We start from the raw sequence: 15,952 nt of genomic DNA on the forward strand, positions 1-15,952 counted from the left end.
CTTACTTTTTACCTTTATTTTTAGCACCAGCATGTCCTCTAAACGAACGAGTTGGTGAAAATTCTCCTAATTTATGACCTACCATGTTTTCAGTAACATAAACTGGGACGAACTGTCTACCATTATGCACCGCTATAGTCTGACCTACGAAGTCAGGTGAAATCATAGAAGCTCTAGACCAAGTTTTAATTACAGTCTTTTTACCAGACTCAATATTAGCTTGAACTTTTTTCTCTAAACTATGATGAATGTAAGGTCCTTTTTTTAATGAACGTGCCATTTACTTTTTCTTTTATTTCTTTCTACGTTCTATGATATATCTTGTACTGTCCTTAGTCTTAGAACGTGTTCTAAATCCTTTAGCCGGAATACCGTTCTTAGATCTTGGGTGACCACCTGAAGATTTACCTTCACCACCACCCATTGGGTGATCTACAGGGTTCATTACTACAGGTCTAGTTCTAGGTCTTCTGCCCAACCATCTGCTTCTACCCGCCTTACCAGAAACCAGCAACTGATGATCAGAGTTTGAAACCGCACCAATAGTAGCCAAACAATTAGCCAAAACCAACCTTGTCTCTCCAGAAGGCAATTTGATAGTAACGAATTTTCCATCCTTTGCCATCAACTGAGCAAATGTTCCAGCACTTCTTGCCATTACAGCACCTTGTCCCGGTCTTAACTCAATACATGAAATCACAGTTCCAAGAGGAATATCCTTTAAAAACAACGCGTTACCAATTTCAGGAGCAGCTTTTTTGCCAGCAATAACTTTCTGACCAACCTGCAACCCATTCTGTGCGATTACATACTTTTTATCACCGCCCTTGTACTCTAAAAGTGCAATAAACGCAGTTCTATTAGGATCGTATTGAATTGATTTAACTTCGGCGGCAACACCTTGCACGTCTCTTTTAAAATCAATCACACGATACCTTCTTTTGTGACCACCACCTCTATGGCTTACGGTCATCTTTCCTTGACTGTTCCTACCACCAGACTTTTTTAACGGAGCGAGCAAGCTCTTCTCCGGCTTATCAGTAGTAATGGCGTCAAAACCATTTACTACTCTAAAACGCTGTCCGGGGGTTATCGGTTTTAATTTTCTAACTGACATTACTTGTCTTTATAGATTACTGTAAAAATCAATGATATCTCCTTCAGCAACATCAACTATTGCCTTTTTACGAGAATTTGTTTTTCCATGTTGAATACCGGTCTTAGTATATCGCGTACGACGCTCTGGACCATAATTCATAGTTCTAACTTTCTCAACAGACACACCGTAAGTTGCCTCAACAGCTTCCTTAATCTGTAACTTGTTGGCCTTAGGGTCAACATAGAAACCATAACGCTTGAAAAGCTCGCTGTCTGCGTTCATTTTTTCTGTAATGATTGGCTTTATCAACACACTCATGCTCTGCTTATTTACTTAAGTTAGATTCAATTCCTTCAACCGCACTTTCCAAAAGAACAACACTTTTAGCATTTAAAATCTTGTAAGTGCTTAATTCTGAGTTTTTTACAACTTCAGAACCTTTAAAATTACGCGACGACAAATATACGCTATTATTCGAGTCGCCCAAGACGATTAAAGATTTTTTGTTTTCAATCCCTAAAGATTTCAAAACGTTCACAAAATCTTTAGTTTTTGGGGTATCGAAATTAAAGTCTTCAACAACTAACAATTCCTTCTGCTTAGACTTTAAACTAAATGCTGATTTTCGAGCAAGTCGCTTTACATTCTTATTAAGTTTTTGGCTATAATCTTTTGGTCTTGGGCCAAAAATCCTACCACCTCCTCTAAAGATAGGAGACTTGATACTACCAGCTCTAGCCGTACCAGTACCTTTTTGCTTCTTAATCTTTCTGGTACTACCAGCGATTTCAGCTCTCTCTTTTGCCTTGTGCGTACCTTGTCTTTGATGCGCTAAATACTGCTTAACATCTAAATAGATGGCATGCTCATTAGGCTCTATACCGAAAACATCATTAGAAAGCTCCACCTTTCTACCTGTTTCTTTTCCTTTTATATCTAAAACTGCTACCTTCATTTTCTTACTTTTCTACAGTTACGTAAGCATTTTTATGACCAGGTACAGCTCCTTTAACAACGATTATGTTCTTTTCGGAAACCACCTTTAACACTCTTAAGTTCTGAACAGTAACCCTGTCACCACCCATTCTACCAGCCATCTTCATTCCTTTGAATACTCTTGCAGGATAAGAAGCAGCACCAATAGAACCCGGAGCCCTTAATCTGTTATGCTGTCCATGAGTAGCCTGACCGACACCAGCAAAGCCATGTCTTTTAACTACACCTTGAAAACCTTTACCTTTTGATGTACCAACTACATCAACAAATTCTCCTTCAGCAAAAATGTCAACACCTACGGTGTCACCTAATTTAAACTCACCTTCAAAATCACGGAACTCAACGACTTTTTTCTTTGGAGAAGCACCTGCCTTTTTAAAGTGGCCCGATTCGGCCTTATTAGCACGCTTTTCTGCCTTGTCATCGAAACCGAGTTGAAGGGCACTATACCCGTCTACCTCTTCGGTTCTGACTTGGGTAACCACGCACGGTCCAGCTTGAATGACAGTACATGGAATGTTCTTTCCATTCTCGTCAAAAATGCTGGTCATGCCGATTTTTTTTCCTATTAACCCAGACATATTTAATTATATTAATTATTTACTTTATCAACTTACCAATTTAATGGCATTAAAAAAGGGTCAAGAAAATCCTCTGACCCAGATTTTTTTCTTTCACCGTTTTTCCCTCGCACGCAGCTCAGGACATGTAACCCTATTTCTAAGGGCGTGCAAACTTACACTTTTATTTCCACTTCTACACCACTTGGAAGCTCTAATTTCATTAAAGCATCAATTGTTTTCGAAGAAGAACTATATATATCCAATAATCTCTTATAAGAACTTAATTGGAACTGCTCTCTAGATTTCTTATTTACGTGCGGCGAACGCAACACAGTAAATATCTTTTTATTTGTTGGTAAAGGAATTGGACCTGTTACTACAGCACCGGTTGTCTTTACCGTCTTTACAATCTTCTCAGCAGATTTATCCACTAAATTGTGATCGTAAGACTTTAATTTTATTCTAATTTTTTGACTCATTTTCTACAAATTAAGCGGTTACACCTTTAGCTGCCTTGATAACTTCTTCTGAAATATTGGATGGAGTTTCTGCATAGTGCGAAAATTCCATCGTTGATGTTGCTCTACCAGAAGACAAAGTTCTTAATGAAGTAACATACCCAAACATTTGAGAAAGTGGAACTTCACCTTTTACCACTTTAGAACCGGCTCTATCGCTCATATCAGAGATTGTACCTCTTCTTCGGTTTAAATCCCCAACGATATCACCCATATTCTCTTCAGGCGTCAATACTTCTATTTTCATGATAGGCTCCATAATTACAGCACCGGCAGCTTTACCAGCAGCTTTGTAACCCATTTTGGCTGCCAATTCGAAAGATAGCGCATCAGAATCAACTGGATGGAAAGACCCATCTATCAGCCTAACCTTCATTGTGTCCATTTCATAACCTGCCAATGGACCATTTTTCATTGCAGCAGCAAAACCTTTCTCGACGGAAGGAATAAATTCCTTAGGAATACGACCACCTTTAATCTCATCAACAAACTGAAGTCCTGTTCCTTCAAAATCATCATCCGCAGGCCCCATTTCAAACACAATATCACCAAACTTACCACGACCACCAGATTGCTTCTTATAAGTTTCTCTGTGAGAAGCCATTTTAGTCAATGCCTCTTTGTACTCTACTTGTGGCTCACCTTGATTAACCTCTACTTTAAACTCGCGACGTAAACGATCAACGATAATGTCTAAGTGAAGCTCACCCATACCAGATATAATAGTCTGTCCCGAAGCCTCATCCGTTTTAACTTGAAAAGTAGGATCTTCTTCAGCCAATTTACCTAAAGCCATACCTAGTTTTTCAACATCGGCTTTTGTCTTAGGCTCGACAGCGATACCAATTACAGGATCAGGGAAGTTCATACTCTCTAATATGATAGGATGCTTCTCAGAAGACATGGTATCTCCAGTCTTAATATCTTTAAAACCAACGGCTGCACCAATATCCCCTGCCTCGATATAATCGATGGCATTTTGTTTATTGGAATGCATTTGGTAGATACGTGAGATACGTTCTTTCTTACCTGAACGGTTATTCAAAATATAAGAACCCGCATCTAAACGACCAGAATATGCTCTAAAGAATGCTAAACGACCTACAAAAGGATCTGTAGCAATCTTAAATGCAAGAGCAGCAAACGGCTCTTTAGCATCTGGTTTTCTTGTTAACTCAGCTCCAGTATCTGGATCCGTACCAACAATATCATCTTTGTCTAAAGGAGAAGGCAAATATCTACAAACAGCATCTAATAAGAACTGAACACCTTTGTTTTTAAAAGAAGAACCACATATCATAGGTATGATAGCTCTATCCATTACCGCAGCTCTTAAAGCAGCATGAACCTCTTCTTCTGTTATAGAATCTTCATCTTCGAAGAACTTCTCCATCAATTCCTCGTCATATTCAGCAACAGCTTCAATTAAGGCAGCTCTATACTCCTTAACCTCCGCTTTCATTTCTTCTGGAATATCAATAACATCGAAAGTAGAACCAAAACCTTCATCATGCCATACAATAGCTCGGTTCTTGGCTAAATCCACAATACCTTTAAAGTCAGCTTCTTCACCAATTGGCAAAACAATCGGAACTGCATTAGAACCAAGCATTGTCTTTACCTGCTTACAAACCATTAAAAAGTTTGATCCTTGACGATCCATCTTATTAACAAATCCTATTCTAGGCACTTTGTAATTGTCAGCAAGTCTCCAGTTAGTTTCAGATTGCGGCTCAACACCGTCAACTGCGCTAAATAAGAATACTAAACCATCCAGAACGCGTAATGAACGGTTTACTTCAACCGTAAAATCAACGTGACCAGGGGTATCAATAATATTAAAATGATATCCTTTAGCGTCTGCAGTTGGTTTCCCGTTTTCCGTTGGAAAGTGCCATTCACATGTTGTCGCTGCCGACGTAATTGTAATACCACGTTCTTGCTCTTGCTCCATCCAGTCCATAGTTGCTGCACCATCGTGTACCTCACCTATTTTATGACTAACACCGGTATAAAACAATATACGTTCTGTAGTTGTTGTCTTTCCAGCATCAATATGTGCTGCAATACCTATATTCCTTGTAAATTTTAAATCTCTTGCCATTTTGCTTCTTAAAATCTAAAGTGAGAAAATGCTTTATTTGCTTCGGCCATCTTATGAGTATCAACTCTTTTCTTCACCGCAGCACCTTCTTCCTTTGCAGCCGCTAAAACCTCTGCCGCTAATTTTTGCGCCATAGATTTTTCGTTTCTTTTTCTTGCATACAAAATTAACCACTTCATCGCAGTTGAAATCTTTCTATCCGGACGAATTTGCATTGGAATTTGAAATGTAGCACCACCCACTCTTCTACTTCTTACCTCAACGTGTGGCATTACATTAGATAATGCATCTTTCCAAAGTTCTAAAGCTGTTTTTTCTTCGTCAGTATTTTTTTCTTCTACAATATCGATTGCATCATAAAATACTTTGAACGCTGTGGACTTCTTTCCATCCCACATCATCATGTTTACAAAACGTGTAACCAACTGGTCACCAAATTTAGGATCTGGTAATAATGGTCTTTTCTTTGCCTGTCTTTTTCTCATCTCTTCTTACTAAAAGTTTTGATTACTTTTTGGGGCGTTTTGCACCATATTTAGATCTACGTTGTGTTCTGCCTGCAACACCAGCGGTGTCTAGCGCTCCACGAACGATATGATATCTAACTCCTGGCAAATCTTTTACCCTTCCGCCTCTTACCAATACTATCGAGTGCTCTTGGAGATTGTGCCCTTCTCCAGGAATGTATGCATTTACTTCTTTACCATTTGTTAATCGAACTCTAGCAACTTTACGCATTGCCGAATTCGGTTTTTTTGGTGTAGTAGTGTAAACACGCGTACAAACTCCCCTTCTTTGTGGGCAAGAATCCAAAGCGGCCGATTTACTCTTCTTGGTAATTGTGACCCTTCCTTTTCTAACTAATTGTGAAATTGTTGGCATTAAATTCTTTTATTAAATAAAATAACCCTCATTTTGAGGGCTGCAAATGTAGGGATATTTCGCAAAAATTCAAATCTGAATTTAATTATTTTAAAAACTATTCCCTAAATGCCAATTTATCAAAAGAAGTCATTGTTCTATTTAATCCAAAAGAACTATATATTCTATTAAGGTTTTACCTACTTTTCTCATCAGCCACATATAAGCTTCTTATCCCTTAAATAAATTAACAAACTATCAAAAATTACTTTAACAGAATAATTTCAGCTCTCATTTTTATCAATTTTCATTTTTTCCTTAAAAAACCAATAATTCAGCAATTCTTAAAAGTTTATTAATATTCGCTTGGATTATTAACATGAAATTATGATTTTAGCAGCTAGCTAATTCAAATAATTTAACAAATGAGAACAAAACTTAATGGAATCTTAACGCTTTTACTAGCGTTTGTTGTGCATCTAACGTTTGCGCAGGACAAAACGATTTCAGGTACGGTTACAGACGCAGACGGTCTACCTTTACCTGGAGTTAACATTGTCGTAGAAGGAACTTCCAATGGTACACAAACTGATTTTGATGGAAACTATTCCATATCAGCAAGTGCCGGCCAAACTATTCTTTTTAGCTACATCGGCCAAAAAGACGAGAGACGCACTGTAGGCGCTGGAAGCACGATTAATGTACAGATGAGCGAAGATGCTCAAGCCTTAGAAGAGGTAGTTGTGACTGCACAAGGTATTAAAAGAGAGAAAAAAGCTCTAGGTTATGCCACTACTTCGGTAGGTTCAGAACAGCTCGAACAACGCGCCGAAGGTGATGTTGGTAGAGTCCTTGCCGGTAAGGCTGCAGGTGTGCAGATTACAGCGGCTGGTGGTGCCTCAGGTTCAGCTACAAACATTACAGTAAGAGGTTTAAGTTCTTTTAGCGGAAGTAACCAAGCATTATTTATTGTTGATGGTATTCCTTTTAGTAGTGACACCAATACTTCTCAAAACGGTGTTGACTCAGGCTTCATTAACGGGGCCACTGGTTCTTCTCGTTTTTTAGATTTGGACCCTAACAACATTGAAAGCATCGAGGTACTGAAAGGTTTAGCGGCAGCGACACTTTACGGTACTCAAGGTAAAAACGGAGTTATACTGGTCACCACAAAGGCGGGAGCTTCAACCGGTGGGGTAAAAAAGACTGAAATAACGGTTAATCAATCATTTTTTACCAACGAGTTTGCCTCTTTACCAGATTACCAGGACCAATATGGTAATGGTTTTGACCAAGCATTTGGATGGTTCTTCAGTAACTGGGGGCCAAGTTTTGATAGAGAAGGTGTTTCTGGTTGGGGAAGACAATCAGCCATTGACGATCAAGGAACACTTGAACATCCATATTCTTCCACGGCAGTTAGGTCTACCCGAGAAGCTTTTCCAGAATTACAGGGTGCCAGATATGATTGGAGACCCTACAATTCAGTTGAAGAATTTTTTAAGCCCGGGTTTGTTAATAATACATCTGTGAATGTTGCGGGAGCTACACCTGATGGAAATACTACGTACAACGTCAACGTTGGTTACTTAGATGACAAAGGTTTTACCCCTGGTAATTCTTTAAATAGGTCTAATATTTCTATTGGGGGCCGCTCAAAACTCTCTAATAAGTTTACCGTGACTGGGACAATGAACTATGCGAGAACCGATTATAAAACCCCACCTGTTGCTTCAAGTAGAGGTAATGGAACGGATGGTCTCTCTGTATACGGTAACGTTCTGTTCACGCCACGTAGTGTGGATCTGTTGGGCTTGCCATTTGAAAACCCAATTGACGGTTCAAGTGTTTACTATAGAAATGGTAACGATATTATAAATCCAAGATGGACCGCTAAAAATGTTACCTACCGTCAATTAACTAATCGCTTTAACTGGAACGTGGCATTAACATATGACATTAATGACAATCTTAACCTTAACTGGAGGTCTGGTTTAGACTTTTACAACGAAAGAAATACCAATGGTTCTAATAAGGGTGGTGTTGAATTTAACAGTGCCATATTTGGGTTCTTAGATACTTTTGATAACAACAACACTATTTGGGATCACTTTGTATCCATAAACGGTAACTATGACTTATCAGAAAAGGTTGGACTAACATTTACTGCAGGGGCAACATCTAGACAAGATTTCTTCGACCAAAATGGTGTCGGTAGTACTGGTCAGATTGTTTTTGGTATAAAAAGGCATTTTAACTACCAAAATCAAACTCCTATTCAATTTTCTCAAAAGAGAAACATCGTTGGTGTTTTAGGACAAGCTTCCATTGATTATGACGACTACTTATTCTTAAATCTTTCTGCTAGGTCCGACTGGGTCTCTAACCTAACTACCGCAAATAATAGTAGGACTTATCCCGGGGCAAGTTTGTCTTTTTTACCTACAAATGCATTTCCTGAATTAAAATCTGAAAATGGGATTAACTTTTTAAAAGTAAGAGCCAGTTATGGTACTTCTGCAACTTTCCCGACAGGATATCCAACTATAAACGTTGTAGAGCAGAATACCCAGATATTTGATAACAACGGCACAAGCATTACAACTAATCAGGTTGACAACTTTAGGGCAAACCCAGATCTAAAGCCTGAGCTTTTAGAAGAATTAGAATTCGGATTTGAAACTAAATTATGGAAAAACAGAATTTCATTGGATTTCACATATTTTGATAGAAGAACAAACGACTTAATTGTAAGAGAGCCTTTGGCACCAGCAACTGGTTTCAGCTTTACACAAAGTAATATTGGAGAGATTCAAAATGAGGGTATCGAAGCTGATTTTGGTATTGATATTTTCCAAAGCGAAAATTTCTCATGGAATTCTAGAGTGAACTTCTTTACCAATAATGAAACGGTCACCCAGCAAGACCAAGACTTTATTGCATATGCAGGTTCTTTAGCCGTTGGCGGGGCGCTTTTCCGCGGATCAAATGCTGCTATTGAAGGAGAATCTTTAGGTACCATTGTAGGTACTGCCATTGCAAGAGATGCAGCCGGAAACTTTTTGGTAGGAACAAACGGTCGTTATGTTGCGGTTGAACAGGATGCTGATGGTAATGTTCCAATTATTGGTGATGCAATTCCTGATTACACTATGAACTTCATCAACACCTTAAGATACAAGAACTGGAATCTTGGATTTCAAATCAACCATGTTAAAGGTGGTGATGTACTTTCAAGTACCATCGCTGTATTGTTAGGTAGGGGGTTAATAACAGAAACCGAAAACAGAGAAAACACCTATATTTTACCAGGTTTCGCACAAAATTCTGTTGATGCTACAACTGGTATAGCTACTGAAGTAAATAACAGACAAATAAATAATTCGACCTATTATTTTAATAACTTATTATTTGGCCCAACTGAAACAAGAATTTATGACGCTTCAGTGGTTAGACTTCAAGAGCTTTCTTTAGGATATACATTCCCCTCTAAATTCTTGGATAAAACACCATTTGGGTCTTTATCGATTACAGCACAAGGATTCAATCTTTGGTATGACGCATATAACACTCCTGACGGGGCGAATTTTGACCCAAATGTTCAGGGAGTTGGTATTGGTAACGGTAGAGGTTTTGACTTTATCAATGGACCTAGTTCTAGAAGATATGGATTCAGTCTTAAAGCAACATTTTAATAAAATTGTTAATGATAGAGAATATGAAAAATTTAATTAAATATATTTCACTGGTTATGATTACATGCACAGTTTTTGTGGCATGTGAAACAACTGAGCTGGACTTAAGAGTTAGTCCAAATGATCTTGCCGCCGATCAGGCAGACCCTAATTTACTGCTAAATGCAATACAGTTGGCCTATGGCTCTAACCAAAGAGTAATAAGCGACTTAGGAGCGGAATTGGTAAGAATTGATTACATGTTTGGTCAAATCTATTTCAATAACTATCCTGGAGACACCTTTGATCAGGTGTGGAGAAGGACGTATAGTAGTGGTGGCAACAATGTTGGAGATTTTGTTCAAGTTGGTATGTATACCAATTTAAATACACTTATTGCTATTGATGAAGGTTCAGATGTAGATTATTCTTTTCACATAGGTGTCGGCAAAACTCTGCTAGCGCATCAATTGTTTCAATTAGTAGATTATATAGGTCAAGCTACTTTTAGTGAAGCACTGAATCCTGTTGATTTTCCTTTCCCTAATCTTGATAGCGGGGAGGATGTATATGCCGCAGCATTTACTCTTTTAAGTGAAGCAGAAGCTTTGTTCGCAGCTGACCCACCAGCTCAAGGAGCTACTGATTTATTTTACGGAGGCGATAATGATAATTGGATCAAGCTTATTAACACAATTAGAATGCGTTCTTATTTCCTTACGGGAAATAGTTCTGCATTCCAAAGTATTGTGGCTGGGGGTAACTACATTACTGATAACGACGATGATTTCGAAATTCAGTATGGTACTTCAGAATTACAACCGGATAACAGACATCCTGATTATGCTCAAGATTACACCCCATCTGGAGCGAACATATACCAATCAAATTGGTTAATGAATAAAATGGTTGAAAATGCCGATCCAAGAATTCGCTACTATTTCTATAGACAACAAGAGGGAACCCCTGGAGCACCAGGTGTGCCTGCTGATGAAGAATCGTTGTCGTGTTCATTAGTTGTGCCTCCACCTCACTATGATGGTTTTGTTTATTGTAGTGTGGCAAATGGCTATTGGGGTAGATCACATGGAAATGATGAAGGAACTCCACCAGATAACTTCCTGAGAACAGCTGTTGGTGTTTATCCGGCCGGGGGATTGTTTGATGACAGTAGTTTTGGAGAAGTTGGTCTTGGACAAGGCGGTAGTGGAGCAGGTATTGAACCTATAATACTAGCCTCTTATGTAGATTTTTGGATTGGCGCTATGGCTAGCACCGATGCCGCTAAAGCAACCGCTCTTAGAGATGGTATTACAAAATCTATAGCTAAGGTTCAGACTTTTGGCAGTCTAGATTCAAATGCAGATTTATCATTTGAACCAAATGCTGCTGCGGTAACCTCTTACGTGGATGGAATAATTGCTGATTTTAATGCTGCTACAGGTGATGATAAAGAAAATATATTTGCAGAGCAATATTGGACAGCACTATATGGAGGTGCAACAGAAGGGTATAATTACTATCGTAAAACTGGTTATCCTACCACTCTAGCTCCAAATTGGGAACCAGAGCCAGGAGCATTTCCAAGAACATTTTTATTACCTCAAAACGAGGTGATTACAAATCCAAATTTAACTCAGAAATCAGATTTAGCAACGCAAGTGTTTTGGGATACAAATCCAGCTAGCCCAACATTTCCTCCTGCTAACTAAAAAATACTAAACAATGAAACAGAACATAAAATACATAAAAGCCGTATTAGCGTCCTTTATCTTGCTAATTTCATGCGCGGACGCTGACAAACCATTTGACGAAATTACGTCAAATGAACAAAGAGGCGCTATTCTCAGAACTATATCTCAAGAGGGCTCTTTCTTTGACAGAAATGATACTAGTACCGCTTGGAGCTTAGTGTTTGAAGAACAAGATCAAGAAAATGGCGATTTGTTAGAAAAAGTTGATTTTTACATTGGTTTTGATGATAACACCGATGATCCCGATAAACCAAGATTCAATGGTGATCAAAGTAGACCTGAAGTTCTTGTTGAGACCTTAACTGCTGATCAATTTGAACCTGGAGAATTTGGATTTCCGAGAGCAAGCGTATCAAGCTCTTTTGCAGATGCTCTTAGTACATTAGGTTTAGTTGATGGAGAATTTGATGGTGGAGACAGGATTTTGTTTAGACTTGAATTGACCCTTACCGATGGTCGTGTTTTCACAAATACCGATAATACAGGTACAATTACAGGGTCATTTTTTAATTCACCATTCTTGTACCCTTTGGTAATCAAGTGTGTTCCTACAGCTCCCGTTCCTGGTGATTATACTATCAAGATTAATGATAGCTTTGGTGATGGATGGGATGGTGCCTTTATTACAGTTGATTTAGATGGTACCGAAACAGATTATACAATTACTTCTGGGTCATCTGGGGAATTTACTTTCAACGTTCCTGATGGAACAAGTGTACTAAATTTCACATACACTTCTGGTAGTTTTGAAGGAGAACATACTTATGAGATTATTGGCCCAACTGGCGAACTAGCAGTAGAAGACGGACCAAGTCCAACTGTTGGAGAAATAATTTTAAGTATTTGCATCTAGTCTAGTCTGATTTTAAACATTTTAAGAAAGCCACTATATAGTGGCTTTCTTTATTATATATCCTTTGACTATTTTAGTACTTACTTTTATAGATGAATCAACACAATAACAAAGTGCCCAAAATTCATTATTTAATAGCCATTCTAGTCTTAATTTTTTCTTGCAAAGAAAATGAGGAAATAGTAGAAAAAAATAAAAGTGATACTATACCCATATTTGAAAGAATTAGTGCCGACGACAGTAATTTAAATTTCTCTAACACCTTAACCGAAGATTTAAGTACTTTGGAGAATTTATTTAATTACGACTATTTTTATAATGGTGCGGGAGTAGGCCTTGAAGACCTTGATAATGATGGCCTACTTGATGTGTTCTTCTGCGGAAATCAAGTAGAAAACAAATTATATAAAAACCTTGGTGACTTAAAGTTTACCGATATTTCTGATAGTGCCAAAATCAACTTTGGGAAAAATTGGGTAAATGGAATTTCATTTGTTGACATCAATAATGATGGGTGGATGGATATCTATTTGTCTCAAGGAGGTCCTCACGGTCCTCAAAATAGAAAAAATCTATTATATATCAATCAAAAAGATGGAAGCTTTAAGGAGGAGGCTGAAAGTCGAGGACTAGCAGATACTGGTATTAGCACCCAATCTGCCTTTTTTGACTATGATAAAGATGGAGATTTAGATTGTATCGTGATGAATGAAAGTGAGCTATATGGTGTCGACCCAATAAACCTTTTAAAACTAACCGAAAAAAATAAACAACTCAAGCATGCCAGTAGTTCTCACTTGTATCGCAATGATAATGGGAAATTTACAGATGTTACCGAGGAGGCCAATATTGAACTTCCAATTTTTGGCTTAGGCCTTACTGTTTCAGATATTAACAATGACGGATGGTTAGATTTCTATATTGCCAGTGATTATTATATTCCTGATGTTTTATTCATAAACAATAAAAATGGAACTTTTACAGACCAAATAAAACAATATACCAATCACATCTCTTTCTATGGAATGGGTATGGACATTGCTGACATCAATAATGATTTGATGCAAGATATTTTTGTCCTAGATATGGCTGCTAACGACCACGTCAGGTCTAAAACCTTAATGGCATCTATGAATACAAAGAAATTTGACTATCTAGTAAATAAAGCCGACTTTCATCATCAATACATGTTCAACTCGCTACAGCTAAATTTAGGAGAAAATAAATATTCAAATATTTCTCAAGCGACTGAAATGGCCAATACGGATTGGAGTTGGTCGGTCTTAATGTCAGATTTTGATCATGATGAAGATAAAGACGTTTATATTACCAATGGGTATCGACGATATGCTTTAGATAATGACTTGCAAAGAAAAGTCTATGAAGCCAAAGTAAAATATAATGGCAACGTTCCTATAGACGTAAAAAAGTATTTGTATGAATCCATGACTTCGGAAAAGCTTCCAAATATTTTGTTTGAAAATAAAGGAAGGCTCCTTTTTGAAGAAAAGGCCAAAAAATGGGGGTTAGGTGACTTTTCTTTTAGTAATGGCGCAGCTGTAGGAGATTTAGATAATGATGGGGATTTAGATATTGTAGTTAACAATATTGATGAAAACTGTTTTGTCTATAGAAATACTACCATGGAAAATAAATTGGGTAATTACCTTAAAGTAAAGGCAGTCTCAAAACTATCCGAATCATATCCTAAAATTAAAATAAGTTACAATGGCAAGAGCCAATTTATAGAAACAAGACGAGTTAGAGGTTATAGGTCTTCCCATCAAAATATAGCGCATTTTGGGATTGGCAGTTCTAATAAAATAGACACTGTGCAAGTTTTATGGCCAAACGGTTTTTATGAAGAATTATATGACATTCCCATTAATAATACAATTACATTTAAAGAAGAGAATGCAAATATAAAAGTGCCGCCAAAAAAAAGTAGTAGAAAACTGTTTAAAGAGCTCGATGCCAAGAGGCTCGGCATTAATTATACCCAAAAAGAGAATAGCTATGACGATTTCGAAAAGGAAATTTTATTACCCTACAAACAGTCAAACTTAGGCCCTTATATCAGTAAAGGAGACGTAAACGGTGACGGTAAAGAAGATTTCTTTATAGGAGGGCCCTCAGGTCAGCCCGGCACTCTATTTTTACAAAATACTGATGGAACCTTTAAAAAAAGTTGTTCAAAGGCATTCGAAACAGATCGTGTTTTTGAAGATATGGAATCCGTTTTCTTTGATTTTGATAATGACAATGATCTTGATTTATTTGTTGTAAGCGGGGGTAATGAATTTGCCAAATACTCCTCTCTTTATGCCGACCGTATTTATCTTAATAATGGCACAGGAGAATTTGTCCGATTCAAAAGCCCAACTTTGGAATATTATCCTGAGAGTGGAAAAACCGTTTCTGTTATTGACTTTGATAAAGATGGAGATTTAGACATTTTAGTTGGTAACAGGATAATTCCAAAAAACTATCCCAACCATGCACCTTCAACTCTTTATGAAAACCATAACGGCATCTTAAAAAATAGTACAGAAGAAAAAGCATCCGATTTGTTGAATTTTGGCATTATCAACGATATATTGACAACAGATTTCGATAATGACGGCTGGGATGATTTTATTGCAGTTGGAGAATGGTCAACTATTGGCTTTTTTAAAAACAACTCAGGTAACTTTTCCCTAATTGGAACAGATGAAACCGGAATAGAAGATAAAGGCTGGTGGTTTTCAATAAGTGAAACCGATATTAACAATGATAACTTACCGGACTATGTTATCGGAAATGTTGGACTCAACTTAAAGTTCAAAGCTAGTGGTTCTAAACCCTTCAAAATCTACGCAAACGATTTTGACGAAAATGGCTCAACTGATATTGTTTTAAGTAAGAAGTATAAAGGTGAATATGTACCCGTTAGAGGAAGAGAATGCTCATCTCAACAAATGCCCTTTATTCTAGAAAAGTTCAAAACGTATAACGAATTTGCAAATGCAAAGTTAGTAGACATATACGGAGAAGGTTTAGAAACAGCATATCAAAATGAAGTCACAAACTTTAAGTCTATTTTGCTCATAAACCAGGGTGAAAATAAATTTAAAAGTGCCAGTTTACCCATTGAGGCCCAATTTTTTCCAATTCTTCAAACAGTTTTTGAAGATTTTAATGGAGATGGATATGAAGACGTAATACTAGGTGGAAACATTTATGAAACCGAAGTAGAAACCCCTAGATTAGATGCGTTCTCAGGTTTGGTATTGTTATCTAATAAGTCAAATGGTTACATGCCCGAAGAATTTACTAAAAGTAGTTTAATTTTAAATGGAGAAGTTAGAGATTTAGATATGATAAAAATCAGTAATCGCAAGTTACTCCTAGTGTCAAAGAATAATGCGCCGTTAAGCATATATGAATATAACAAATAAGCATTTAGGTAATATTAAACCTCAACCGTCTACCTGTTTATTGATCTTTTTTAACATTTAATGTTTTGTTCATATTTGCTTGGTATTCAACCT

Annotated in this window: 13 protein-coding genes; 4 read left to right on the top strand and 9 right to left on the bottom strand. The window is 37.4% G+C overall.

Annotated elements, in window-relative coordinates:
* Position 1: 1 nt before the first annotated feature.
* The 9 genes from rpsS to rpsL all read right to left on the bottom strand — a co-directional run bounded on the left by rpsS (position 2) and on the right by rpsL (position 6,162).
* A complete protein-coding gene (gene rpsS / locus ACZ1GR_RS06470; RefSeq protein ID WP_377768538.1) occupies positions 2–280 on the bottom strand; it encodes a 30S ribosomal protein S19 in 279 nt (92 codons plus the stop codon).
* 12 nt (positions 281–292) lie between these two features.
* On the bottom strand, positions 293–1,117 hold the full coding sequence (gene rplB / locus ACZ1GR_RS06475) for a 50S ribosomal protein L2 (RefSeq protein ID WP_472611358.1): 825 nt from the start codon (positions 1,115–1,117) through the stop codon (positions 293–295).
* A gap of 9 nt (positions 1,118–1,126) precedes the next feature.
* Positions 1,127–1,417: a 50S ribosomal protein L23 gene (gene rplW / locus ACZ1GR_RS06480; RefSeq protein ID WP_472611359.1), complete on the bottom strand. Its 291-nt coding sequence runs from the start codon at positions 1,415–1,417 to the stop codon at positions 1,127–1,129.
* 7 nt (positions 1,418–1,424) lie between these two features.
* Positions 1,425–2,054 carry a 50S ribosomal protein L4 gene (rplD, locus tag ACZ1GR_RS06485; RefSeq protein WP_472611360.1) on the bottom strand — a complete coding sequence of 210 codons (630 nt, stop codon included), beginning with the start codon at positions 2,052–2,054 and terminating at the stop codon, positions 1,425–1,427.
* A 4-nt stretch (positions 2,055–2,058) separates the two neighbouring features.
* Positions 2,059–2,676 carry a 50S ribosomal protein L3 gene (rplC, locus tag ACZ1GR_RS06490; protein ID WP_350291023.1) on the bottom strand — a complete coding sequence of 206 codons (618 nt, stop codon included), beginning with the start codon at positions 2,674–2,676 and terminating at the stop codon, positions 2,059–2,061.
* Between the two features lie 155 nt (positions 2,677–2,831).
* A complete protein-coding gene (gene rpsJ / locus ACZ1GR_RS06495) occupies positions 2,832–3,137 on the bottom strand; it encodes a 30S ribosomal protein S10 (protein ID WP_026915146.1) in 306 nt (101 codons plus the stop codon).
* A 10-nt stretch (positions 3,138–3,147) separates the two neighbouring features.
* On the bottom strand, positions 3,148–5,280 hold the full coding sequence (gene fusA / locus ACZ1GR_RS06500; protein ID WP_472611361.1) for an elongation factor G: 2,133 nt from the start codon (positions 5,278–5,280) through the stop codon (positions 3,148–3,150).
* Positions 5,281–5,288: 8 nt separating this feature from the next.
* Positions 5,289–5,765 (bottom strand): 30S ribosomal protein S7, encoded by a 477-nt coding sequence (gene rpsG, locus ACZ1GR_RS06505; RefSeq protein WP_311385963.1) that lies wholly within the window; start codon positions 5,763–5,765, stop codon positions 5,289–5,291.
* 22 nt (positions 5,766–5,787) lie between these two features.
* Positions 5,788–6,162, bottom strand: a complete 375-nt coding sequence (gene rpsL, locus ACZ1GR_RS06510) for a 30S ribosomal protein S12 (RefSeq protein ID WP_031445118.1) — start codon at positions 6,160–6,162, stop codon at positions 5,788–5,790.
* A 404-nt stretch (positions 6,163–6,566) separates the two neighbouring features.
* Between rpsL and ACZ1GR_RS06515 the strand changes: the two genes are divergently transcribed.
* The 4 genes from ACZ1GR_RS06515 to ACZ1GR_RS06530 all read left to right on the top strand — a co-directional run bounded on the left by ACZ1GR_RS06515 (position 6,567) and on the right by ACZ1GR_RS06530 (position 15,859).
* Positions 6,567–9,836 carry a SusC/RagA family TonB-linked outer membrane protein gene (locus ACZ1GR_RS06515; RefSeq protein WP_472611362.1) on the top strand — a complete coding sequence of 1,090 codons (3,270 nt, stop codon included), beginning with the start codon at positions 6,567–6,569 and terminating at the stop codon, positions 9,834–9,836.
* Positions 9,837–9,859: 23 nt separating this feature from the next.
* Positions 9,860–11,527, top strand: a complete 1,668-nt coding sequence (locus ACZ1GR_RS06520) for a SusD/RagB family nutrient-binding outer membrane lipoprotein (protein ID WP_472611363.1) — start codon at positions 9,860–9,862, stop codon at positions 11,525–11,527.
* Positions 11,528–11,540: 13 nt separating this feature from the next.
* Entirely contained in the window at positions 11,541–12,422 is an 882-nt protein-coding gene (locus ACZ1GR_RS06525) for a hypothetical protein (protein ID WP_472611364.1), read from the top strand.
* Between the two features lie 92 nt (positions 12,423–12,514).
* Entirely contained in the window at positions 12,515–15,859 is a 3,345-nt protein-coding gene (locus ACZ1GR_RS06530) for a VCBS repeat-containing protein (RefSeq protein WP_472611365.1), read from the top strand.
* Positions 15,860–15,952 lie beyond the last annotated feature (93 nt).

This window comes from Croceitalea sp. W27 (assembly GCF_055693185.1).